Origin of the sequence: Coleofasciculus sp. A1-SPW-01 (assembly GCF_040217205.1) — a bacterium.
In the GTDB taxonomy this organism is placed as follows: Bacteria; Cyanobacteriota; Cyanobacteriia; order Cyanobacteriales; family Coleofasciculaceae; genus Coleofasciculus; species Coleofasciculus chthonoplastes_A.
The window spans coordinates 1-23741 of record NZ_JAVJNP010000178.1; the positions used below are offsets into that span (position 1 = coordinate 1).

Genomic DNA, 23741 nt, shown 5'->3' on the forward strand with positions numbered 1-23741 from the left:
CAGATGTTACGGAAGTGAATGAAACCAATAACTCCAATGTTGGCTTTTTATTCGATTACGATGATGTAGTCATCAATAATACCCAATTAGCTGATTTGTCAGGGCTATATTTTGATGTCGCCCCCGAACCCCTGGATGCGGGTGATAGTTTTGACATTGATTTTGATATCACCAATACAGGGAGTAGCGCGGGTGCTTTTGATGTTTCCTTCTATCTTTCCAGTAATAACACAATTAGCACCACGGATCATTTATTAGGTAGTGCCACGATTAATGGGTTAGCTGGGAACAGTACAGGTTCCTTTATCACTAGCTTAAACTTGCCCGGAGTTAATCATTCCTTCTGGAATGGAGATGGTACATACTATATCGGGATGGAAGTTGATTCGGGGTCAGATGTTACGGAAGTCAATGAAACCAATAACTCAAATGTTGGCTTTTTATTCGATTACGATGATGTAGTCATCAATAATACCCAATTAGCTGACTTATCCGGGTCGGATTTTGATGTTAATCCAGAACCCCTGGATGCGGGTGATAGTTTTGACATTGATTTTGATATCACCAATACAGGGAGTAGCGCGGGTGCTTTTGATGTTTCCTTCTATCTTTCCAGTAATAACACAATTAGCACCACGGATTATTTATTAGGTAGTGCCACGATTAATGGTTTAGCTGGGAACAGTACGGGTTCCTTTACCACCAGCCTCAACTTGCCCGGAGTTAATCATTCCTTCTGGAATTTATATGGCGATGATACCTATTACATCGGTATGAAGGTTGATTCTGGGTTAGATGTTACGGAAGTGAATGAAACCAATAACTCAAATGTCGGCTTTTTGTTCGATTACGATGATGTAGCCATCAATAATACCCAAATCGCCAACCTGTCTGGACTGAATTTCAATGTCACCCCAGAACCGCTAAATGCTGGTGATAGTTTCGACATTGACTTGATGATTGAAAATAGTGGTGCAGCAGCGGCTGGTGTATTTGATGTATCCTTATATTTGTCCAGTGATAGTAATATTAGCAACTCAGATTTACTGCTGGATACAATCAGTTTCACTGGCTTGGCTGCCAATAGCAGTGGTACATTTACGAGCAACTTTATTCTCCCTGAAGCTAATGATGCGTTCTGGAGTGGAGATGGCAGCTACTATATCGGCATGATGGTTGATTCCGGTGATGATATCACGGAAACCATTGAAACCGATAATGCCAATGTTGGCTTGATGTTGGATAAGGATAATGTGGTCATCAATAACACCCAACTGGCGGATTTAGTTGGCGTAGACTTCAACTTAGTGCAGGAACCCTTAGCCGCTGGTGATAACTTCGATGTCAATTTTGAAGTGCAAAACCTGGAACTGTTTGCCGCCGGAGCGTTTGATGTTTCTTTCTACGTTTCTACCGATAATACTATCGACACGGCGGATCAATTCCTCGGTAGTACAACAATCAATGGTTTAGCGGGTAACAGCATTGGTGCTTATACTACGGGGTTAACTTTGCCAGGAATTAATGATTCTACCTGGAATGGTGATGGAATTTACTACATTGGTATGATCATTGATCAAGACGGAACACTTCCTGAAACTGATGAAACCAATAATTCCAATAATGGTCTATTTGTGGATTATGACAATGTGCTAATTTCCGATACTGAACTCATTGGTACCGATGACGATGATACCCTATTTGGCACTCCCGGTGATGATATTCTCTCTGGCTTGCGCGATGATGATGATTTAGTAGGCGGTGGCGGCGATGATACCCTGTTTGGCGATCGCGGCGATGATAACCTGTTTGGTGAAGCCGGAAATGATATGCTATTTGGCGATCGCGGCGATGACTATCTCTTCGGCGGTACAGGGAATGATATTATCTATGGCGATCGCGGCGATGATCTGTTAATCGGTGTTGAACTCAATCTGGCAAATCCCGGTTTAGGGGAAGTGGATAGTCTTATCGGTGGCTTTGGTGCGGATGTGTTCCAACTTGGAGATGTATTCAGCGCTTATTACGATGATGCTGACGGAACAACCGATGGTTCTACCGATTACGCCCTAATTACTGATTTTGATATCAACCAAGATATCATCGAACTTCATGGCAGTGCGGCTGACTATCAACTCGCCACTGTTTCCCCCAGTTTACCATCAGGAATTGGCGTTTTCCTCCAGTCTTCTACACCATCAGGTCAAGATGAATTGATTGGTATTGTACAAGGTGAAAGCAGTCTGAGTTTAAATGATAGTTACTTTAGTTTTGTGTAACGACGATTGCTATAAAAGCAATTGCATTCAGACTGGATAACCTTACTTTTGGTCAGGATCTGGAAAACCTCTCTCCAAACCTCTCTCCTGCTCTTGAGAAGGCTTTGAATTCTCCCCCTTCCGTGCTATAAAAGCGAAGCATCCGCTATCCTCCGCCGTGAAAAAAAAGTGAAATCCTCTGTCCTCCCCGCATAACAAAAAGAAAGCGAAGCAACATCTGGTCTCCCCCTTTTGAAGGGGGACGGAAGGGGGATCTATAAGGGGAATGAGGGGAGTTGGGGGAAATTAACTAATAATTTGTCTTAAAAGTCCGCGCAGGCGGACTTTGTTTGTGTAGACGTGAATTACATTCGCCGTCTACTCATTCGCCGTCTACTTTTTATAGATTGAACGGGGAATTTATTGATCAAATTTCAGCCGCTGCTCGTTCGATTAAACGACGGGCGACGGTTTGAGTACCCGTATGTTCGTAGTAATTTGTTGACGTGTCTAAAAATGCAGCCAGATAATCCAACTTATCATCTGCAATTTCCACAAATCCTTGCAGGTGATTAACCACCTTTTGGGGAGTCAATCCTTTGGCTGCAACCACACCCCCCATCCAACCTTTCACCGCATCGAAGCTTTCCCCAATAAAGTTCAGCTTTCCTTCAGAACTCTCTCCCGGAATGAAGCTGCTGATTTGTTGAAAGGTAGAATTTTGCTCTAAGCGCGAGGGACTTAATCCTGAAAGCGTGGATTGCGCGGCTTGAATGAAATCAGGACCGAGGGGAATCAAACCATCCAGGCAAATGAGTCCCGCCATTCGGATCATTGACTCACCGCTATAATCGGCTAAAGCATTGACAAAATCCCCGATACTGTCTCCAGGAATGCCATTAATTTGACAAAACGCCACCAATTCTGCCACAACTTTTAAACAAAGATCGATGGTTTGCGCCGTATCTGCTTTGGGCGTAAGTCGATTTAAAAATCCCAGAAACGAAACTCGTTCACCGATTTTATTGGCTAAAGCAGCTGCACCCAGAGCAAAATCCGCACTATCCACGGATTGAAACAGCCAAATTGCCCGTTGATAGCCTTGGGACTTATCGTTATAAAGCCAAAGAGCGCGTTCACTAATATCCTGAATTAATGCCGGATCATCTTCACCTGTAACCTCCCGCACGGTATTTTCAAAGCCAACCACATTTTGCCAATCACCGGGAGCCACAAAGTCTAAGGCTTTCAAGACGGAAACGGTGAGTCCACCTTCAGGTAAGTTATCCACTAATTCAATAATAGATTTACTCATGTAAAATCTCCTATAAATCGTTTCAATGATATCTTTAATTTGTTCCCAATGACCAAGGACAAATCATAGAGAACTAACCTTTCTGTGTAATCAGTGTAACTAAGCTTCCATCCTCTACCTGAATCTGGATAATAAATCTGTGAAATCAGTGTTTTGGCGAATGACCAATTTTATTTGAGTTGGGATAATCCTTGCAGGTCAAACTTTGCCAACCAAGCTTCGCGATCGCTAGGGGTAAAGGAGTCATCACGGGATTGGACTTTGACTTGGAAGCGATCGCGAACTAGAATGGCTGTTTGTGTCTTCCCCCGTTCGACAGCAGGATACCCAGCAATTGTTTTAGAACTATCCTGGAATTTCTTAGCTGCACTTGGGTTATTAGCTAAATCATTAATCGACAGCACCGCCACATCCTTGCCATCCTGTTTCAACTTGGCTTCGGCAAATCCAGTTTTCTCTTGGGCAAACACTCGCTGATAATCACCGCTAGCATTGGGGAAGAATTGATTAAATTGCCCCCCAGCCAAAGGTTCGCCTGTGGGAGCCTGAGTGCTAGTTTGAGGTGCTTCGGTAGAGGGTGGGGGAGCGGTGGATGGTGCGGCACAAGCCGTTACCAGTAAAAATAGCGAGAGTGATAAAGCGGTGAGTATTTTACCGATTCTGAACATTAGGGTTAGCGTCCTCATCGTGTGTGCCAAGATTTTCTCATTGTGACATAGCGATCGCGCAAATACGTTTGCCGTTGTTGCCAGATGGCTGCGAGTCGAGAAAAGCCTTCTTTTGTGTATCGTGGAGATTCTTGCTGGATGAGTAACCAAAGGGTATTGAGGGTTTCCAGGTTTGGGCAGAAGCGGATTAGGGTACGACAAGCGGCAATCCACTGTTCTAGCTGGCGGTAACTAATAAAATAACCGCCCAATCCTTCGATATGTACCCAGAGGACGTTATACCACTTTTCCCAGTTAAGGATACGCTTTGGGTTAATGTTCAGGTATTTGGCGATTTGTCGGAGGGTGATGACGAAGGTTTGGGGATTGATGCGGTGGCGTAAGGGTTGCATAACTATTCATGATTTGAGATGAGTGTCTGGTTCCCCCTTCCCAGCGACAGAAGGGGGTTAGGTTATTTTTGCTGCCAATTAGTCAACCTGAATACGGCGGCTCAGGATACTCATTACCTCACCAGGATTTTGAGTCGGTTGAGGTTTGCTCCATTCACTGACTTGGGCGTAGCCAAGACGGTAAAAAGTGTGAATGGTGTTACTGACGCCTTGGGGAGTGCTGATGACTAGAACTTTTAGGGGAACTCGATTGGGTTCTGATGGTGGATTTCCAGGGAAAGGGGTTTGCGGGTTGGGGGTTGGGTTGGGAAGAAACTCTTGTGTCATAAGGATTTAACTGCTTTTTTTGCTTTGTTCCATATAAGTAACAAAACCATCATACCTGAGTTTTCCATATATGGAACATTTACTCAGTTATGAGCCTCTGACACAATCTGAGGCATGGGAAAAGCAGGCAAAGCACTCAAACAGGTCTTGGAACGTTATGGCATTACCCAAAATCGTTTAGCCGTGGTAATGCAAGTTGGGCGTTCTAATGTTCACCGCTGGGTTTATGAGGTTGCCGATCCTGTCGGCGATGCCATCCTAGAAATTAGGAAGGGACTGAATACGATTAATCCAGCAGCAGCAGAAGAGTTTATTCGTTTGTATCTGGATGAGTCAGAGGAGGATGAGGAACACTCTTAGAGAAGGTGTTTTGTTCGCATTTTGCCTTCATGAGCCTTTGACAAAATTTAGGCATGGGAAAAGCAGGGACAGTACTAAAGCAAGTGTTAGAAGCCTATGGCATTAGCCAAAATAAGTTGGCAGTGGCAATGGGTATTGGGCGTTCTAGTATCAACCGTTGGGTGAATGAAAATCGAGATCCCGGAGGTGATGCCATCTTAGAAATTAGAAAAGGGCTGAATACGATTAATCCGGTAGCAGCCGAGGAGTTTATTGGCTTGTATTTAGATGAGTCATTTGCCTCTGGCACTATAGAAACCATGCGAAAGGCAGGAAAATCTTTAAGACAGGTGTTGGAAGCCTACAACATTAGCCAAAATAAGTTGGCGATAGCAATGGGTATTGGGCGATCAACAATTCACCATTGGGTCAATGAAAGTCGAGATCCAGGAGGTGATGCCATCCTAGAAATTAGGAAGGGGCTGAATAAAATTAATCCAGCAGCAGCCGAGGAGTTTATTCGGGTGTATCTGGATGAGTCAGATGAGGGTGAATTAGTTGACCAAGAGTAGTAGTATGACTAGCCAAACAGGATTAGGCATTAAAGATTAGAAGTGAATCTAAATTGCACTTTTCATCTTTTTGTAGCCTTTTGCCCAATTCAAGGGTCGCTTATTGCCATGTTTTTTTTGCAAATCCTTTAGATCTTTATAAGGGCGTTTACTAATAATTTGCTTTGCATAATTATCCCCAATACCATAAATTTGAGTAAGATCCGATTTCTGATCATTGAGGAAATTGATGAAGTTTGTCATATCTTGAAAATCAAGAATGATTTGATTGAGTTTTGACTGTAACAGAGCTTGTTCAATCGCTTTTTCAGTGTTCCTCTGATCTGCCGAAATCAAAAATACCCAAATTCGCTGCATTCCTGCATTTACAGCCGCTTGATAGATAGGTAAACCCGTCAAGAGACGATAGCTATTATCGTGATCCGTTAAGCAAGCAATCGGAAGAGAGAAATTAGTACTCCATGTTCGTAATGCCTGTGAAATATTTTCAAGTTCTGCTTTTGAAACTTCAGGTTGACCCGGAGGAACCTCTAATTGGTTCACGGCAACTAAATAGGGTTTTGTTTCAATTTTTTGGAAATCCTCAAGCATTTTTTTTGTCCTTTTCAATAACCTCTATTCTTTCTAAAACTTTTTGGGTCAAGTCGATAAATTCTTTGGCGATATTTTCAGCTTGCGATTTCTGTTGAGCGAATAAAGAAATCGGCTGACGTACCCTCGACGCTTGGCTGATATAGTCAGAGCGATGTATTTCTGGTAATATCGGTATGTTATCCTCCGTCTCAAGTCGTTTTTCCAGTAACTTTCTAACCATACTATTAAGTCGTGATCTTTTTTGCGTCATCATGGGGACTATTCCCAGAACCACACCTCGTTTATTCGCCAATTGTTTTTGAACCTGGCGCAGGTACTCTAGTGGTGTATTGATACCGTATACTGATAGATACTCTAACTGAGTTGGAATAAGTAGGTACTGAGCTGCAATTAAGCCCCCCTTCGCAATATCCGTTGAACTGGGAGGTGTATCAATGATTACATAATCATAATTATTAGAGATGCCTGGTGTCTGAAGTGCTGTATCCAATCGTGTTTGCGGCGTTATAAAGCTACTAATTGCCTTATCTGTAGTTCGATAACTACCCGGTAATACATCGATTATACCACTACAGGTAGATATATCTTCTAGATCGGCATTGACAGCAGATGGTCTTATATATTCTTGGTAATCCAAGCTGGGTAAATCGTGGTCACATAAAAAATCGATGAGTTCTTTTCTCTCCTTGAAAGTATCTAAAATTTCTTTAAATTCTTCAAAGCTAGAAGCTTTATCGAATTGATCAGCTTTATTAACACCTAAAGAAAGACTAGCATTAGCTTGATCATCCAAGTCAACCACTAAAACCCTATAGTTAAGTTTGGCTAGTTCATAGGCAAGGTTAACCACTAAAGTCGTTTTACCAACGCCTCCCTTTGACGTATGGATTGCAATTGTACGCATTAAAAAAAACAGATATGATATATAGTCTTTTCAAAAGTCGGCAACTGTGTAATACAACTGGTGTAATCCAAAATGGAAGTTGTGAGTCACAGATTTTCCCTTTACTATAGCTTATACTTCTGGAGACAGCAAGGCTAAAATTTTGCTGAAACTCAGGAGATTGAGGAGTGTTCGGTTAAGACTTTAGGGGAGCGGCGGATCAGGAGGACAAGGCAGAACCATTTTTTTGTATTATATGATACGTTTTTCTGTTTTTACTCCTCTTGGTTGTCAAAGTTTGTGGAGGGTGACAACCCCTAGAAAAAGTAGCTACCCTATGAGAAGGGGTCATTGATAATATAAGTAGCCATGGCAAGCAAGCTCTGGAAAAACATCTGGAAGGTTTTGAATACTGACGTTGATCAGTTGCTTTCAGTCGATCAAGTAACGAGTGCTTCAGAAACACTAAAGAGTGGAACCGAGGCGGCAAAAGCTGTTTTGGATTTGGCAAAGACACTCAAAGAAGAAGGGAGCAACGTCCAGCAATTAGCCCCATTAATAAAATTTTCCTCACTATTAGAGGTACTAAATTCACCTCCAGCTCAAATTCTGGGGGCAAGCTTACCCTTCATTCCCTTGGCAACAGGACTACTAGCATTTTACCTGAAAAAAACTAATCGAGAACTATCTCTAGAAGAATGTGTAGTATTTGTGAGCCAAGCGGCATATTTAGAAAGTTTACAAAAAACTTATGAGTTTTTACCTGAACAAACTTTGTCAGAGTTAAACCGAATTGGTAAAACTCGAACTTCAGAAGCAATAGTTAAACAGATTAGAAAATTAGGTCAGAAGCTTGATCTGGATGAGTCAGAAGCCAAAAAAGCACTTTTGTGCTTTCATGAGTCCAAGTTAGCGCACGATTTCAACAAGGTGTTAACCGCTCGGTTATGTCAGGCAGGACTCAATAAAACTCAAGCCCAGCTTTTATCAAGGCGGGTTGCTCACGGTACTCACCGATATATGATACAAGCCTTAGTTGAGGCAGGAGATTCAGTCAAACGCCTAGCCGACTTTTATCGTGATGGCTGGCGGCGAGACTTGGCAAAATATCAGAGTATTGACAACTATCTGGATAAGCAAATCAAGCAGAAGCCAATTGAGCGAGTATTTGATGAAGAATTTACGTTCCAAGATATCTATGTATCGCTGAAGGTACAACCTGTAAAGCAAAGTGGTGAACTGGATGAAAGGTCAAAACCAATTGATATAGAGAAATGGACGCAGAAGATACTTGAAGATTCTGGTAAACAGAACCAGGTCATGTTCATTGAAGGTGGACCTGGACGGGGGAAGAGTGTATTTTGTCGCATGTTTGCCGATTGGGTCAGACAGCACTTGTATCCCATCTGGATACCGATTTTAATCCGGTTACGCGATATCACAACCTTTGACAAGGATTTAGAAAAAACCCTACAAACAGCTATCGGCTGGGATTTTGCTACGAGTGATAGTGGTTGGTTAACAGATGGCAATACTCGATTTTTGTTTTTGCTGGATGGCTTCGATGAATTGCTATTGCAAGGGAGAAGTGATAGAGGCTTAAAACAATTCATCACCCAAGTGGCAAAATTTCAACAACGTTGCCACGAGAATAGTGAAAAGGGACACAGAGTTTTGATTACTGGCAGATCCTTGTCCTTACAAAGTCCAAGCATTGAGCTGTCGATGCCAAATAATCTGGAGCGTGTGACAATCATACCCATGGATGACAAAAGCCAGAAGAAATGGCTTGATAAGTGGCAAATTCAGGTAGGAACTGAAAAAACTACGGAATTTCGCCAGTTTTTACAAGATGAACGTTTGCCAGACCGAGTACGAGAATTGGCTAGAGAGCCGTTACTACTATATCTCTTGGCAGCCATGCATCGGGATAATCAGTTAAATAATGCCATGTTTGAGCAAGGTAGTAGTGTTGAAACCAAGATTTTGATTTATGAACAGTCTCTTGATTGGGTTCTCACTAAACAACGCTCTGACCAAGGGTACAATTTAAATACCGCACTAACAGAATTAGATGTACAAAATTTGCGAATAATTCTGGCTGAAGCTGGACTCTGTGTCGTCCAGTCGGGTGGAGAATATGCATCAATCGCTATGATTGAACAACGGTTACGTCGCCAAGGTGAAGAGTATACTCAAGTTTTAGAAAGATCACAGACTCAGGACAAGGAAAATCCTCTGAGAAATATTCTTGCCACTTTTTACTTACAACCGACCAGTGGACGAGATGGTTCAGTTGAGTTTGTACACAAAAGCTTTAGTGATTTTTTGTTTGCTGAACGGCTGCGAGAAAGTTTAGAAGCATGGACAATACAAGGGGGCAAGCATCAAACCTCGTATGAGGTGTCGAGAGATGATATGAATTGGGAAATTTATGACCTACTTGGCTATGGAGGGCTGACGCCGGATATTGTAGACTATCTGAGCGCCTGGTTAAATACTAGTGAGACAATAAATACAGGTATCCTATTTGAACGCCTAGAGTATTTCTATTTTCGTTGGTGTGATGGAGAGTTTATTGATGTTGATACAATCGATAAAAACTTTCCTTTAACCAAAAAGCAGCAATGGCAAGACCCTAAATTTTTAGTGGAAAAGCGATGGATAAATATTCACACCGTAGATATTTATACAGGTCTAAATATTTTGATTTTGCTTTTAGAGTTACATCGCCTTGCTCAAGACCAAGAAAATCTGAAAAAAACAGTTGATTTTTATCCCTGTGGTCAGCCCGATCATGATGATTTTGACGGCTCTCGACTACGGCGGATTATTGGCTACAGCTACTGTATTGGAGTTGATGCATTTGTACAGACTGTAGGGAAATTTTTGAGCCATGCAGAACTAAGTAGTGTGGATTTACATAGCGCTGACCTTCAGGGGGTCAATCTATGTAGCGCCAATCTTAGTAATGCTAACTTAAGTAGTGCTGACTTGCGGGGAGTCAACTTGAGTAACGCTAATCTCAGTAACACTAATCTAAATGGTGCTGATCTCCGCAGCGCTAATCTCAGTGGTGCCAAACTCAGCCATGCTAATCTTAGTCATGCTAACTTGAGGGGATCTAACTTCCGAGACGCTAATCTCAGCAATGCTGAACTACGAGGTGCTAATTTGGATCGTGCTGACTTCAGTAGTACCCAATTGAATCAGGCATTTCTAAATCATGCATCCTGCCGTTATACTAATCTAAGTGGTGCTAATTTAAGTGGTGCTGAACTCCTTAGTGCTGATCTAGTGGGAGCTAACCTGAAATACGGATCTCTTAGTCGTGCATCTCTGCGAGGTGCTGACCTCCAAAATGCCGACCTGAGTAGTGCTAACATTAGTCGTGCCTTCCTAGGAGGAATAATCTGGAATATAGAAACAATATGGGATGATGTCAGTGGAATGGACACAGCATATGAACTGCCAGCCAATCTCAGGCAAGTGTTTGGATTAGGATCTTAGAAGCACTAATTGGATGTTTAGAGTACGATGGGAGTCATTAGATAGAGAGAACATAACTCATTCAAGCTGGTTATCGACTCAAAGTTTTTCATACACGAAAAAGCAACAATGGCTGAACTCACCATTCAAGTACCAGACGAACTGGCTCAACGCCTAGAACCACTCCGCGATCGTCTCCCGGAATTACTACAGCGTCTCGTAGAAACCGTTCCTCCCAGAATTCCTTTACCTAACCAAATCTCATCTGTTACTAACCCAACAGATGCTCCAATTGCATACACTGAAGTTCTCGACTTTTTGATCGCCCGTCCTACTCCTCAAGAAATCACTACCTTTAAAGTGTCAGCAGAAGCCCAAGAACGTCTCCGCACGTTGCTAGACAAAAACCGAGAAGGAACACTCACAGAAGCTGAAGCTACAGAACTTGATTTATATGAGCAGTTAGAGCATCTGATGATTCTGCTTAAAGCCAAAGCTTATGACTTAATCGGATAAATGGCTGCTTCCTCGATTTCCCCTTCCCTACGTCAGTTCAATCAATCGATTCAGATTATCATAAAGAGAGCATAGCTAATCCACTCTGGCTGTTGTCGAGTTAAACTTACCGTGCAGAAAGTCGAGATAAATAACCCATGCTAAACAGCCTTCAACTCAAAAATTTTGGTCCGATAGACCAGCTTAAGTGCGAACACTTAGGCAATGTTAACTTAATTATTGGTGAAAATAGCACAGGTAAAACAATATTACTCAAGGCTCTTTACAGTGCTATGCGAACCTTGGAAACCTATAAACGGGGCAATGAACCGCGCAGCGCTGAAGAAATACTGGCAGACAAACTTTACTGGACATTCGAGACGGTAAAAATCGGCGAACTCGTAAGAAAAGAAGCGGATGAACCTTTATCATTGCAGATTAACGTTGATAATCAAAAATTTGTTTATACTTTCGGCAGAGATACAACCAAGACTATTCAGAACTTAGACAATCATGTTACACCCCGCGAGAGTAACTCAATTTTTTTACCTGCAAAAGAAGTTCTTTCTCTGCACTCAATTATTTTAGAAACTCGTGAACTAGACCAAACCTTTGGCTTTGATGATACATACCTCGACCTAGCCCGCGCCTTGCATCAATCTCCTAAAGGTGGCAAAAATTATAGAGAATTTGCTGAATCGCGAAAAAACCTAAAAGATATCTTAGACGGCAAAATTGAGTATGACGAAAGTTCAGGAATTTGGCACTTTAAGAAAGGCAATCAAAAGTTCTCTATTGGAGTTACAGCAGAAGGCATCAAGAAAATTTCGATTCTCGATACTTTACTCGGAAACCGCTATCTTGATCCGCAATCCGTCATTTTTATTGATGAACCAGAAGCCGCGCTGCATCCAAATGCTATTTCAAAATTATTGGACATCATCGCTATGTTAGCGAAGTGCGGAATCCAGTTTTTCATGGCAAGTCACTCTTACTTTGTGATCAAAAAATTATTTCTCATCGCTCAACAACAAAATGAAATCTCAATCAAAATAATTTCAACTAATCCTGAACAGTGGACTATTGCCGATCTAAAAGATGGTTTGCCGAGTAATCCTATTATTGATGAATCTATCCAACTTTACAAAGAAGAAGTGGGGTTGGCTTTTCAATGACCACTCAGTCGATTATTGAATCTGGAATGACGTTCGGACCCTATCCAGAAGGACATTGCTTCCATATTGAGAAAAGTCAAACCTACCAAGATATCCAGGAGGGCGTTAAGATAGCAGAGCTTTTGTTGCTACATCCTCCCAATTCACCAAAAGTATGGATTATTGAAGCAAAATCTAGCTCACCTCGTCCTGAAACCCAACCCGGGTTTGACGATTTTATCGAAGAAATCCGAGAGAAATTGACGAACGGGCTGAATCTCTGTATGGCAACTTGTTTAAAACGCCATGCAACATGGACAGAATTACCTTCTCTATTTCAGACACTCGATTTAGAAAAAATTGATTTTCGCTTACTATTAGTGATCAATGGACATAAAGAAGAATGGCTTCCACCATTACAGGACGCCCTAAAAAAAGCACTAAACTCGACTGTAAAAACTTGGCATTTATCGGCAAATTCTGTGGTCGTGCTAAATCACACATTAGCTCAAGAAAAAGGATTAATTCGCTAAGGGTTAAATACAAATTAATGCAGTGAATAGAAATAACAATCCACTTCCACAACCTAAATCCACCACTAAGCCTTCCCGTATTTGGTGTTGCGCGAGGATTGCCAATATACCAGGCGCAGATTTCAGGGCGTAATCCCGGAAACCGACATCGTGGATATATGGCAAGTCTTCTTTGTACCATGTTTCCATACCCTCTCACCGCTAACCCCGCTACACCCTCTAGATTATCGGTTCACTATGACAAAGGGCGGGTTTTGTTGAAAGGTTATTGGTAGATATCCTAATTAAACGGCTAAACCCGCCCCTACAACTGACTGATTACGTCTTTAAGGTTGCACCAACCAACGCCCTTGATTATTGCCGATTAAATCAGAACCCATAAATAGATCCATTAAATTTTGTTACGATAAACACGGATAGAGAGTCAGCGGCGCACCCAAACCCTCTGATCGCTCAATCTCCCTGCTGTAATCTGCTTGAGACAATACACCCATGCTGAGACTAGAACACATTAGTAAAATTTATCCCACTGGCGAAGTTCTCAAGGATGTCAACTGGGAAGTCAAACCAGGCGATCGCATCGGCTTAGTTGGCGTTAATGGTGCGGGTAAATCTACTCAACTCAAGATTATTGCGGGGGAGATAGAACCCACGGATGGGGAAGTGATTCGCCCGACGAGTCTCCACATCGCTTACCTCACCCAAGAATTTGAAGTCGATCCTAGTCGCACGGTGCGCGAAGAGTTTTGGACGGTATTTACACAAGCCAACCAAGTACAGCATAATCTGGCGCAGGTGCAACGGGACATGGAAACCGCTGATCCCGATCAACTCGATCGCCTAATCCACAAGCTGGATAAATTGCAGCGTCAGTTTGAAGCCCTCGATGGGTACTCTCTAGAAGCGCAAATCGAGAAGATATTACCCGAAATGGGATTTGCCCCTGAAGACGGCGATCGCTTAGTTAGCGCGTTCAGTGGTGGTTGGCAAATGCGGATGAGTTTGGGCAAAATCCTGCTGCAAAGCCCTGACATCCTCCTATTGGATGAACCGACAAACCACATCGATTTAGAAACCATCGAATGGTTAGAAAATTACCTGAAAGGATTAAAAACCCCGATGGTGATAGTATCCCATGACCGGGAATTTCTGGATCGCCTCTGTACCCAGATTGTGGAAACTGAACGCGGCGTCTCTACCACCTACCTGGGCAATTATTCGGCGTACTTGCAGCAAAAAGCTGAGATGCAAGAATCCCAACTCAGCTCCTATGAGCGTCAACAAAAAGAACTGGAAAAGCAGCAAGCCTTTGTTGAACGATTCCGCGCTAGTGCAACCCGCAGCACCCAAGCAAAAAGCCGTGAGAAACAGTTAGAAAAAGTTGAACGCATTGAAGCACCAACAGGTAGCCTAAAAAGCTTACATTTTCGCTTTCCCCCAGCCCCTCGGAGTGGTCGCGAGGTTGTTAATATTAAGGAATTGGTGCATACCTACGACGATAAGATTCTTTTCCTCGGTGCAGACTTGCTAGTTGAACGGGGCGATCGCATTGCTTTCTTGGGACCGAATGGATCAGGCAAATCCACGCTATTACACCTGATGATGGGGATGGAAAACGCCACAGAAGGGATTGTGGAACTGGGTAAGCATAATGTGATCCCCGGCTATTTTGAGCAAAATCAAGCTGAAGCGCTGGAGTCAACTAAAACCGTCATGGAAACCATCCATGATGAGGTTCCTGATTGGAAAAATGAAGAGGTTCGCACCTTATTAGGGCGATTTCTATTCAGTGGTGAAACCGTCTTCAAAAAAGTCGAATCCCTGAGTGGAGGGGAAAAAGCACGTCTGGCGTTAGCCAAAATGCTGCTGCGTCCCGCGAATTTACTCCTATTGGATGAGCCAACCAATCACCTGGATATTCCCGCCAAAGAAATGTTAGAGGAAGCCCTCCAGCATTATGACGGTACCGTGATTATTGTCTCCCACGACCGTTATTTTATTTCTCAAGTGGCGACGAAAATTGTGGAAATTCGTGATGGTGAGTTCCGCACTTATCTGGGGGATTACCACTACTATCTGGATAAAATAGCTGAGGAGAAAGAACAGGAAAGATTAGCCGCGCTCGCTGCTGAAAAAGCCGCCAAGAAAGCGGCGAAAGCAGCGAAGAAAAAAGCCGGCTCCAAGCATAAGTAACTATAGACAAAACTGTTTCATAATTTAATTCAATGAGTTGCCCATGAAAATTATTCAGCTTATCACTCGACATCCATCTTTTCCTGGTGGAATCAATCAATATTCACTAATATTGGCAGAACAATTATGGAATCGGCATAATATATTCACTCATTTTCTCGGATACAGTGATCTAGAAAACCCAAAAATTGAAAGTCATGAAGTAACAGTAAATGGTTTTCCAAGTACTAATCTTTTCTACAAAGAAAGTACAGATATATTAGAGGTGTTTTCTTCTTTGTTAACAGAGGGAGTTGAAGCAATAATTTTTCATTATATACCTAAAGCATCTTGGCTACTTAAATGTTTACATTTTCTCAAGAAAAAATATAGATTTCAGTTAGTAGTAATGTTTCATGATGGAATTTATGTACCACGCGGAATCAAGAAAAATATTAGTTATGAAATTCGACAGTTTTTACGAAAAGATAACAGTCCAAATTCTAGTGCTAGGGAATTGACTAAAATTGCTGATACAATTTTGACTACTACTTACAGGTATCAAATGATTATTTCTAAATGGGTAAAATATCCTGTGATTTGTATTCCTATATACTCAACTATTGGGGAACCTCAGTCTACCCCTCCATTGGTGAAACGGAGCCGTCGTATGATAGTGTTTGGAAAACCCTATTTAAGGAAGCGAGTTTACGAAAAAGCAATCAACCAGCTTGTCGAGAGTTGCTATAAATTGGAGATTAAAGAAATCAATGACATCGGACCATTGCGTGATTCAGCTTGTGAAGTTATATTGCCTAAACTTAGTGGAATAGATGTAGTAGAAATAGGAGAAGAGTCTTCTGTAAAAATAAGTCAAATAATGCTGACTTCATTAGCTGGATTCATTGATTATGATCCTTCTTATTTGAGTAAATCGAGTGTACTGGCTGCCTACTGCGCTCATGGATTAATTCCTCTGTGTTCTCGCTATACGGAATCCGCTTCCGATGGACTTGAGTTAAATCAGAATTATTTATGCTGCCATAAGTTTGACAAATTAGACTGTAGTCAATTACAATATATCGCAGATTCTGCTACGGCTTGGTATCGTAATCATGACATAAAAACAACTACAGATATTTTTGCTTCAATTTTAATAAAATAACCAAAGAAATGGTAATGCTCTGATTTAGGCAATTATTCCAGAAAACGTAAGAGAAAATGAAAATAATTCAACTTGTAGCTAATCACATATCTGCTCCTGGTGGCATGGAACACTATACACTAGGCTTGGCCAAGAAATTGCGTGAAGACCATCAAATATTTACTGATTTTTTTTGCTATTGTGAACTAGAAAATATGGAAAAGGATAAAACAAAAGTGGTGATAGATGGTTTTTCTAGTATTAATATTTATTATGCCAATTCTTCCGACATATTGTCATTATTTTCATCAGCGTTGACAGAGGGAGTTGATGGAATTGTCTTGCACTATACTCCTCTAGCATCTTGGTTGCTAGGATATTTACAGTCGCTCAGAAAAAACTATAAATTTAAATTGTTAGTGGTTTTTCATGATTGTCTCTACGTGCCTAGCCTAATTAAAGATAAGATTAGCTATAAAATCAGGTATTTTTTAGGCAATGATAAGAGTCCAAATTTAATGGCTAGTAAGTTTGCCAAAATTGCTGATCATGTCTTAACTTTTTCTGGAAAATATAAATCTATTATTTCTCAATGGGTAAGACATCCCGTCGCGTGCATTCCCGTCTATTCAACGATTGGGGAACCTCGGCCTATTCCTCCTTTAAATAAACGTACTCGTCGAATGGTAGTTTTTGGAAAGCCATATCGAAGAAAGCGAGTTTATCAAGAAGCTATTCAAGCACTTATTGAAAGTTGCCATAACTTGGGAATTCAAGAAATTTATGACATTGGACGCTCTCGCGAAAGGGAACATGAAGTTAACATACCTGATTTACCCGAAGTAAAGATACTGGTAATGGGAGAGCAGCCGCCTGAACAAATAAGTCAGGTCATGCTGACTTCATTGGCTGGTTTTATTTACTATGACCCAGCTTATCTCGGCAAATCAACTATTTTTGCTGCACTCTGTGCTCATGGAGTGATTCCTATCTTCTCTAAATCCACTACATCAGTAGCCGATGGCGTTGAAGCCAATAAACATTATCTAGTTCCCAATAACTACATGAAAAACGTGAATGAGATGGAATTACAATCTATATCCGATTCTGTGTATCGATGGTACGGTAATCATAGTTTAGAAAAGACTGTAGAAATTTATGCTTCACTTCTAAGGAAATAAAATTCAATCTAAATCTATAAAACAAAAAGCTTTCTTTGGGCAGTGTAATTCTCCTTAAGACCACCATTTTGGTTCAATATGAGCTTTTATTGCATTAGAATTAACAAACAAGGCATTGCAACAAAATAACCCAAAAGAACCATCTTTATAATTATGTCGTAATCCATAAAGACCATATAGTTTAAATTTTTGTTTGGATAGGTATAAATAAATATCTGGAAAAAAAGTAAGTGCTTTATTATCTTTATCCCAGCCGACTTCACTATATATAAGTTTCACTCGATTGTCGCCTAGATAACTACTTGCTCCTTGAAGTACCTGCATTTCATAACCTTCTGTATCTATTTTTAGTAGATCGATTGTATCTATATTTTGTTCATAGCAAAAACTATCAATTTTTTTTATGTTAACTATTTCCTCTCCTACTATGTCATACATACCTGATATTGCATCAGAAGGGGAAGTTACATTGTCTATCATTGAATGAATTTGAGAATCTTTTCTCATGAAAATTCTCTTGGACTCATCTTTATCACCGAAGGCATGATTGAAACAATTAACTTGCTTTAGACGAGATGTATTGTTTTGTAATTCATGAAATGTTTCTTTAACAGGTTCAAATGACAAAATATTAGCATCAGGTAATTTTTGAGAAAAATATAGTGCTGTTTGACCAATATTAGCTCCTACATCAAAAACCGTGTTGATTTGGGATAAATCTGGAAATATTTTCTTTATGTCTGCCACTAGATCCATACCGGGTGGCAAGTATTTAGTTTTAGTGTTATGTATCTCATATCCCAAGTTCTTCAATATTTCTCTTATTTGTCGTTTCATTTTTTTGCACAAATAGCATATAATTCGCTAAATATACTACCAATCAATATCAATAATGTCAATGGGGTAAACTGACTGGAGTTTCCCAAAACTTATCCACACACATCATCTCCCAGTCAATGACACTCAGGTCTAGTAAGAATGACGGTAGGATAACATTCATTAGACTCAGTTCCCACCTTTGTTTAGCTGGTCAAACCCCTCAAAAATCAAAAGAAAGGCAAAAATTAGCCATCAAATCAATAAACTAATGATATCATGGCGGTGAAATTAGTGTAGGAATAAAGAGCGATACTATGATGCAAGCACCTGTATCTCCTGTGGTGCTAGTCATCTTGGACGGCTGGGGCTACAGCAAGGCAAGGGATGGAAATGCCATTGCCATGGCTCGAACCCCTGTGATGGATAGCCTTTTGACGGCTTATCCCAGTACAACTATTCGCACCTCTGGCAAAGATGTTGGTCTACCAGAGGGTCAAATGGGTAACTCGGAAGTGGGTCACCTGAATATCGGTGCTGGGCGTGTCGTCCCCCAAGAACTAGTTCGCATCTCAGATGCTGTGGAAGATGGTTCGATCAGGGAGAATGCAGCCCTGCAGAAATTGAGCCAAGAACTGAAGCATCAAGGGGGTAAGTTACACCTAATCGGCTTATGTTCGGACGGTGGTGTGCATTCCCACATCAACCATCTGCTGGGATTACTCGATTTTGCTAAATCCCAAGGTTTCTCTGATGTTTGCGTTCACGCCCTTATGGATGGTCGGGATACCAACCCCAACTCCGGGATCAGCTATCTTCAGACCATTCAAGAGCATATTGACAAAATTGGCATGGGACGCATTGCCACCATTAGTGGTCGCTACTATGCAATGGATCGCGATCATCGCTGGGATCGCACCCAAAAAGCTTACGATATGCTCACCCAGGATGGAAATGGGGATGGTCGAAGTGCGGTTGAGGTGATGCAAGCGTCTTATCAGGCGGACATTACTGACGAGTTTATTCTGCCGACTCGGATTACCTCGGGTGCATTGGAACCGGGGGATGGGATAATCTTCTTTAACTTCCGTCCCGATCGCGCCAGACAATTGACCCAAGCTTTGACTGATCCGGAATTTGACGGATTTGAACGGGAACTGATTAAACCCCTAGCGTTTGTCACGTTTACCCAGTATGATCCCCATTTTCCAGTGCTAGTAGCGTTTGAGCCGCAGAACTTGAATAATATTCTCGGCGAAGTCGTTTCTCGGAATGGGTTGCGCCAATTCCGCACCGCTGAAACGGAGAAGTACGCCCATGTCACCTACTTTTTTAATGGCGGTTTAGAATTACCCTTTGAAGGAGAGGATCGGGAACTGATTCCCAGTCCCATGGTCGCAACCTACGATCGCGCCCCGGCGATGTCCGCCGTCGATGTGACGGATGTGGCGGTAAAGGCGATTAGCAAAATGATTTACTCCTTGGTGGTGATCAACTACGCCAACCCAGATATGGTTGGACATACGGGAAATATAGACGCCTGTGTGAAAGCCATTGAAACCGTGGATCACTGCTTAGGAAAGTTGATTGAAAGCATCAACAAAGTGGGCGGAACCGCGATCATTATCGCCGATCACGGGAATGCGGAATACATGCGAGATGAACAAGGTAATGCTTGGACGGCTCACACAACCAATCCTGTACCCTTTATCTTGATAGAAGGGGAAAAATTAAAAATCCCTGGACATGGCACGGACGTTGCTCTGCGGAGCGATGGACGGCTGGCAGATATTGCGCCAACGATTCTGGACATCTTGAACCTGCCACAACCGGAAGACATGACGGGACGTTCTATGATTAAACCCGTGGAGTTTGATGTACGGAAGAATCGGACGCCAGTACGAGTTGCTTTATAGTCTTTGGTCTTGGACGAAAAAAGAAGACCACATTGCCATTGACAAATAAGCCATAATCAAGTATGACCAGTCAAGTTCTGCAAATTATTTGGGCAGCATCTGCTCTCGGTTTGATTGTTTTAGTGTTGCTTCATAGTCCCAAAGGGGATGGTATTGGTGGAATTGGTGGTCAAGCCCAACTGTTTACCAGTGCCAAAAGTGCCGAAACCGCCCTCAACCGGGTGACTTGGGTGCTTGCCATTATCTTTATCGGTTTAACCATTGTTCTCAGTGCAGGGTGGTTGAATCAATAATGGTTTGTCCATTGTTTGCTGTTCGTTGTCTGTTACAACTGACCCCAGACAAAAACAGCAATGTTAACTGGGTTACACCCAAGGATTATCTAGGAAGGAATGACCCAAGTCACCAATTTGGGATGAAAAAAAGTGCAACTCGCAGGTTGAGGCGTTTCCTCTATAGCACCAGGAAACGTCTCTTGTGGATAGCGATCTTGACCAGTGGGTTGATTCTGTTACTATCGATATCTTGGCATGTCCCTGGGATTCCGTTCTCTCTCCCGACGCCTCAACCTCACCCGCTCCCCCAACCATTGGCGCAGTGGGATGATCAGACTGATGCTGGTGATTATTTCACGGAGATTAAGTTAACCCCGGTGGAGCATCTGGTTTGGTCTGAGTTTCCGGTTCAGGTTTATATTGAACACCCCAAAGAATCAGCGGAATCCTCGGCTAGTGCTAAACGATTCCACGATTGGTACGATGCTGTTTTACAAGCCGTAGAGGAATGGACTGTTTATTTGCCCTTACAGGTGGTTTCTGAGACAGAATCAGCAGATATTACAATAGTGCGATCGCGCCCTCCTTTGCAAGCCTCGTTTAACCGCGAAACCCAACGATTTGAGAACATTCGCGCCCGTACCGCAGAAACTCGCTACGAATTTTATCTGCGTCCCGGCGTTGAGGAATCACAACGTATTTTAGCCCATAAGTTTACCATTTATCTGAGTCCCCACCAAACCGTAGACTATACCCTAGCCACGGCTCGTCATGAACTCGGACATGCGTTGGGGATTTGGGGTCATTCTCCGGTGGAAACGGATACGATGTACTATTCCCAAGTTCGCTATCCGCCGGAAATCTCCGTGCGGGATATCAACACGTTGAAACGGATTTACCAGCAGCCTACTCGCTTGGGATGGGCAGTGACACCAAATCCGCCATTGGAAACCCCTTTTTACCACGGCGATTAAAATCGCGGCTACACAAACAAAGTCCGCCTACGCGGACTATATTATTAAGTCCTAATACCGTAGGGTGGGCATTGCCCACCAGCCTTAAGTCAGTTCCATTCCAGCTAACACCAATTTAACGCCGCCACAGATGGGCGATGAGACGATAGAGGAGGGCGATGAGAAACGGGGCGCTTAAACCGAGACTCCAGATAAAAATGGGTGAGGATAAAAACGAAACATCGGTGTAGGATTTCGGTTGGGGTTGTTGTACGGAAATCGCCGTAGCCGTTAAGCCGCTAATCCCCAGCACAATCCCAGCTAAGGCAATGGTATTATTGAGAGCGCGATCGCTCTTGGTTTGCTCTACGTTGATAATTCCTTGTAGGGTACTATTTAGATTCTCTAGCAATGTGAGTCCAGGTTGGAAGTTCTCACAGTCGGAGGCGACTTGGCGCTGGTATTTCTGGGCGTAGAGTTCACTGCTGAATTCTTCCAGAACCGTTAAGTCACTCCTTGGATACTTTTTCTGCATACTTTGCAGCCGATAGTGATAGTTTTCTAGGTTAATCGTTAGGGTACGGCTTTGGTTTTGCAGGGCGTTTAAGGCAAGAGTATACTTAGATAAATTAATCAAGTTGTCTTTCAGCGTTTTTTGCAAATTTCCTAACCTGATCCGGTTTTTTTCGCAGTCTTGTGTCATCTGTGGAATTTCTTGAATCGTGGGTTGAATATCGATATATTTTTGTTTTAGGTCAGATTTCTGGTCTTGGCTTTGGTAATACGACCAAACAATTTTATGGCGGTATTGAAACAAGCGCAACCAGTCATAATAGGTGGCTTGTACTTGGGTTCGCATCGCATCTGGGTTGGAATCGTGGGGAAAGAGCCAGATTAACAGATGATAGCTTTCTTGGCGATAGAATTGCCAAAAGTCGGTAGAGGATAAGCCGGGATTGGGGGGACGATACCAGAGTTCAAATAGAGTGGCATTGTTTAACTGTCCTTTGCCGATAATGTCTCGGTTCCAGTTATAATTGCTGAGGATTTGGGTGTAGCAATCTTTGGCGATTTCTTCAATCTCCGTATCGGTTTTGGGGGTAGTGAGTTGACCCCAGAGTAACCAGGTTTGTCCAATGGTTCCCGTTTGTTGGGATAGGCGTTGAATTAGGTCTTGTTTGAGGTGAAAGAAGGGTTTATTGTGGAGAGGTTGAGGGTCATCATTGGCTTGACCATTCGCATCGAGTTTTCCCGAATAATCAACGTGGAGAGCGTAGGTATCATTAAGTTGTAGGGGTTCGTAGTACCCATCGAAGGGATCAGGAAAGTCTCTACGTCGGGTTTCTAGTAAGGGAATAATGCCCGAATCAAGAGTGTGAGTGGAGGACAGTTTGCGGTAGGTTTCCTCAAAGCTGGTTTCATCTAAATCACCGTAGACTTTCTGCCAGAATCGGCGGCGATTTTGGTCAATTTGTTTAGCATCTTGACCTAATCCTTCCTTGAGATCATAAAGGAAGAGGTCAATACTGGGATAGATAATTGCATCAGACATACTCAGTTTTCACCCCGAATCGCTTGCCAAATCCGTTTGAGAAGATTGGGATTTGTTTTAGTCTTGGCTTGAGCCACAGAATCAGCAGCGCTAAAGATATCAATGGCGGAATTCGTGAGTTCTTGGGTGGCTTCGTTGGGGATAGGGAGGGGAGGTAATCCTTTATTGCGAACGCCTACATTATTCTCAAGTTGATCACATTCCTGATGATAGAGAGTATCGAGGGGAGGATAGCGTTCTGCAATTCTATCTAGATTGCCAATGGTATCGGGATTGGCTTTCATCTGTTCGGCTAAATCATGAAGTTGAGACTGCACCTCTGGCGGTAACGGTTGTTCTAATTTGGCTAAACCATTCAGGAAGGCGGTTAGTAATTGTTGGTGATAGTCATTCATGGGTAAGGTTCTCCATTCACCTTACCTTATTCTCTCATTTTATTCGGCTATTCAGTATTTTCCCCCTCATCCCCTAACCCCTTCTCCCACCGTGGGGAGAAGGGGAACCGGATTCTCTTGCTCCCCTCTCCCCGGCGTGGGAGAGGGGCTGGGGGAGAGGGGTTGAGCTTAAGTTGACACCAATGACCGACGTGCACCCACTTATAATGAATGAGTCTTTGATACTCGCTCATGAGTCTTTGATACTCCCTCACGAGTCTTTGATACTCGCCAACGAGTCTTTAATACTCGCCAACGAGTCTTTAATACTCGCCAACG

General features: G+C 42.5%; 22 protein-coding genes and 2 pseudogenes. 14 read left to right on the forward strand and 10 right to left on the reverse strand.

Annotated features, from left to right (window positions below; translation table 11 throughout):
• The coding region (locus tag RH949_RS26305) for a CARDB domain-containing protein (protein ID WP_446357293.1) at positions 1–2279 on the forward strand (2279 nt) is incomplete at its 5' end.
• Between the two features lie 406 nt (positions 2280–2685).
• On the opposite strand, the gene RH949_RS26310 is transcribed toward RH949_RS26305, so the two are convergent.
• From RH949_RS26310 to RH949_RS26325, 4 genes are all read right to left on the reverse strand, one after another.
• Entirely contained in the window at positions 2686–3573 is an 888-nt protein-coding gene (locus RH949_RS26310; RefSeq protein ID WP_006103227.1) for a hypothetical protein, read from the reverse strand.
• 170 nt (positions 3574–3743) lie between these two features.
• On the reverse strand, positions 3744–4241 hold the full coding sequence (locus RH949_RS26315) for a hypothetical protein (protein ID WP_006103258.1): 498 nt from the start codon (positions 4239–4241) through the stop codon (positions 3744–3746).
• 14 nt (positions 4242–4255) lie between these two features.
• Complete coding sequence (locus RH949_RS26320; RefSeq protein ID WP_446357296.1) at positions 4256–4633, reverse strand: hypothetical protein; 378 nt, start codon at positions 4631–4633, stop codon at positions 4256–4258.
• Positions 4634–4711: 78 nt separating this feature from the next.
• A complete protein-coding gene (locus RH949_RS26325) occupies positions 4712–4960 on the reverse strand; it encodes a hypothetical protein (RefSeq protein WP_006103286.1) in 249 nt (82 codons plus the stop codon).
• Between the two features lie 114 nt (positions 4961–5074).
• Between RH949_RS26325 and RH949_RS26330 the strand changes: the two genes are divergently transcribed.
• From RH949_RS26330 to RH949_RS26340, 3 genes and pseudogenes are all read left to right on the forward strand, one after another.
• Positions 5075–5320 (forward strand): helix-turn-helix domain-containing protein, encoded by a 246-nt coding sequence (locus RH949_RS26330; RefSeq protein ID WP_006103275.1) that lies wholly within the window; start codon positions 5075–5077, stop codon positions 5318–5320.
• Positions 5321–5373: 53 nt separating this feature from the next.
• Positions 5374–5595, forward strand: a pseudogene (locus RH949_RS26335) (helix-turn-helix domain-containing protein); the annotation flags it as partial.
• Between the two features lie 24 nt (positions 5596–5619).
• Positions 5620–5871 carry a helix-turn-helix domain-containing protein gene (locus tag RH949_RS26340; RefSeq protein WP_044209099.1) on the forward strand — a complete coding sequence of 84 codons (252 nt, stop codon included), beginning with the start codon at positions 5620–5622 and terminating at the stop codon, positions 5869–5871.
• A gap of 48 nt (positions 5872–5919) precedes the next feature.
• Here RH949_RS26340 and RH949_RS26345 read toward each other — a convergent pair whose 3' ends face one another.
• Together RH949_RS26345 and RH949_RS26350 are read right to left on the reverse strand one after the other, a co-directional pair.
• Positions 5920–6462: a hypothetical protein gene (locus RH949_RS26345; RefSeq protein WP_446357299.1), complete on the reverse strand. Its 543-nt coding sequence runs from the start codon at positions 6460–6462 to the stop codon at positions 5920–5922.
• Positions 6455–7369, reverse strand: a complete 915-nt coding sequence (locus tag RH949_RS26350) for a ParA family protein (RefSeq protein WP_446357301.1) — start codon at positions 7367–7369, stop codon at positions 6455–6457. The genes RH949_RS26345 and RH949_RS26350 overlap by 8 nt, the downstream gene beginning before the upstream one ends.
• Before the next feature lie 348 nt (positions 7370–7717).
• On the opposite strand from RH949_RS26350, the gene RH949_RS26355 reads away from it, so the two are divergent.
• The 4 genes from RH949_RS26355 to RH949_RS26370 all read left to right on the forward strand — a co-directional run bounded on the left by RH949_RS26355 (position 7718) and on the right by RH949_RS26370 (position 13019).
• Complete coding sequence (locus RH949_RS26355) at positions 7718–10858, forward strand: pentapeptide repeat-containing protein (RefSeq protein ID WP_446357303.1); 3141 nt, start codon at positions 7718–7720, stop codon at positions 10856–10858.
• Positions 10859–10966: 108 nt separating this feature from the next.
• The gene (locus tag RH949_RS26360) at positions 10967–11353 is read left to right on the forward strand and encodes a hypothetical protein (protein ID WP_446357305.1); all 387 of its coding nucleotides are present in this window, start codon (positions 10967–10969) and stop codon (positions 11351–11353) included.
• Between the two features lie 137 nt (positions 11354–11490).
• A complete protein-coding gene (locus tag RH949_RS26365; protein WP_446357307.1) occupies positions 11491–12507 on the forward strand; it encodes an AAA family ATPase in 1017 nt (338 codons plus the stop codon).
• On the forward strand, positions 12504–13019 hold the full coding sequence (locus RH949_RS26370; protein WP_006103262.1) for a hypothetical protein: 516 nt from the start codon (positions 12504–12506) through the stop codon (positions 13017–13019). Before RH949_RS26365 ends, RH949_RS26370 begins: the two co-directional genes overlap by 4 nt.
• A gap of 36 nt (positions 13020–13055) precedes the next feature.
• Here the strand turns inward: RH949_RS26370 and RH949_RS26375 are convergent.
• Positions 13056–13208, reverse strand: a pseudogene (locus tag RH949_RS26375) (class I SAM-dependent methyltransferase); the annotation flags it as partial.
• A 303-nt stretch (positions 13209–13511) separates the two neighbouring features.
• Between RH949_RS26375 and RH949_RS26380 the strand changes: the two are divergent.
• The 3 genes from RH949_RS26380 to RH949_RS26390 are packed head-to-tail and all read left to right on the forward strand — an operon-like array spanning position 13512 to position 17516.
• Complete coding sequence (locus tag RH949_RS26380; RefSeq protein ID WP_446357309.1) at positions 13512–15212, forward strand: ABC-F family ATP-binding cassette domain-containing protein; 1701 nt, start codon at positions 13512–13514, stop codon at positions 15210–15212.
• Positions 15213–15255: 43 nt separating this feature from the next.
• Complete coding sequence (locus RH949_RS26385) at positions 15256–16356, forward strand: hypothetical protein (protein WP_446357311.1); 1101 nt, start codon at positions 15256–15258, stop codon at positions 16354–16356.
• A 56-nt stretch (positions 16357–16412) separates the two neighbouring features.
• Positions 16413–17516 (forward strand): hypothetical protein, encoded by a 1104-nt coding sequence (locus tag RH949_RS26390; protein WP_446357313.1) that lies wholly within the window; start codon positions 16413–16415, stop codon positions 17514–17516.
• A 54-nt stretch (positions 17517–17570) separates the two neighbouring features.
• Here RH949_RS26390 and RH949_RS26395 read toward each other — a convergent pair whose 3' ends face one another.
• On the reverse strand, positions 17571–18353 hold the full coding sequence (locus tag RH949_RS26395; RefSeq protein ID WP_446357315.1) for an FkbM family methyltransferase: 783 nt from the start codon (positions 18351–18353) through the stop codon (positions 17571–17573).
• A gap of 296 nt (positions 18354–18649) precedes the next feature.
• Here RH949_RS26395 and gpmI point away from each other — a divergent pair, with 296 nt between their 5' ends.
• The 3 genes from gpmI to RH949_RS26410 all read left to right on the forward strand — a co-directional run bounded on the left by gpmI (position 18650) and on the right by RH949_RS26410 (position 21497).
• The gene (gene gpmI, locus RH949_RS26400; protein ID WP_446357317.1) at positions 18650–20248 is read left to right on the forward strand and encodes a 2,3-bisphosphoglycerate-independent phosphoglycerate mutase; all 1599 of its coding nucleotides are present in this window, start codon (positions 18650–18652) and stop codon (positions 20246–20248) included.
• Between the two features lie 62 nt (positions 20249–20310).
• Entirely contained in the window at positions 20311–20541 is a 231-nt protein-coding gene (secG, locus tag RH949_RS26405; protein ID WP_044209019.1) for a preprotein translocase subunit SecG, read from the forward strand.
• Positions 20542–20663: 122 nt separating this feature from the next.
• Complete coding sequence (locus RH949_RS26410; RefSeq protein ID WP_044209097.1) at positions 20664–21497, forward strand: peptidase; 834 nt, start codon at positions 20664–20666, stop codon at positions 21495–21497.
• A gap of 115 nt (positions 21498–21612) precedes the next feature.
• On the opposite strand, the gene RH949_RS26415 is transcribed toward RH949_RS26410, so the two are convergent.
• Complete coding sequence (locus tag RH949_RS26415; protein WP_446357320.1) at positions 21613–23028, reverse strand: hypothetical protein; 1416 nt, start codon at positions 23026–23028, stop codon at positions 21613–21615.
• Positions 23029–23030: 2 nt separating this feature from the next.
• On the reverse strand, positions 23031–23423 hold the full coding sequence (locus RH949_RS26420; protein ID WP_446357322.1) for a hypothetical protein: 393 nt from the start codon (positions 23421–23423) through the stop codon (positions 23031–23033).
• Positions 23424–23741: the final 318 nt, after the last annotated feature.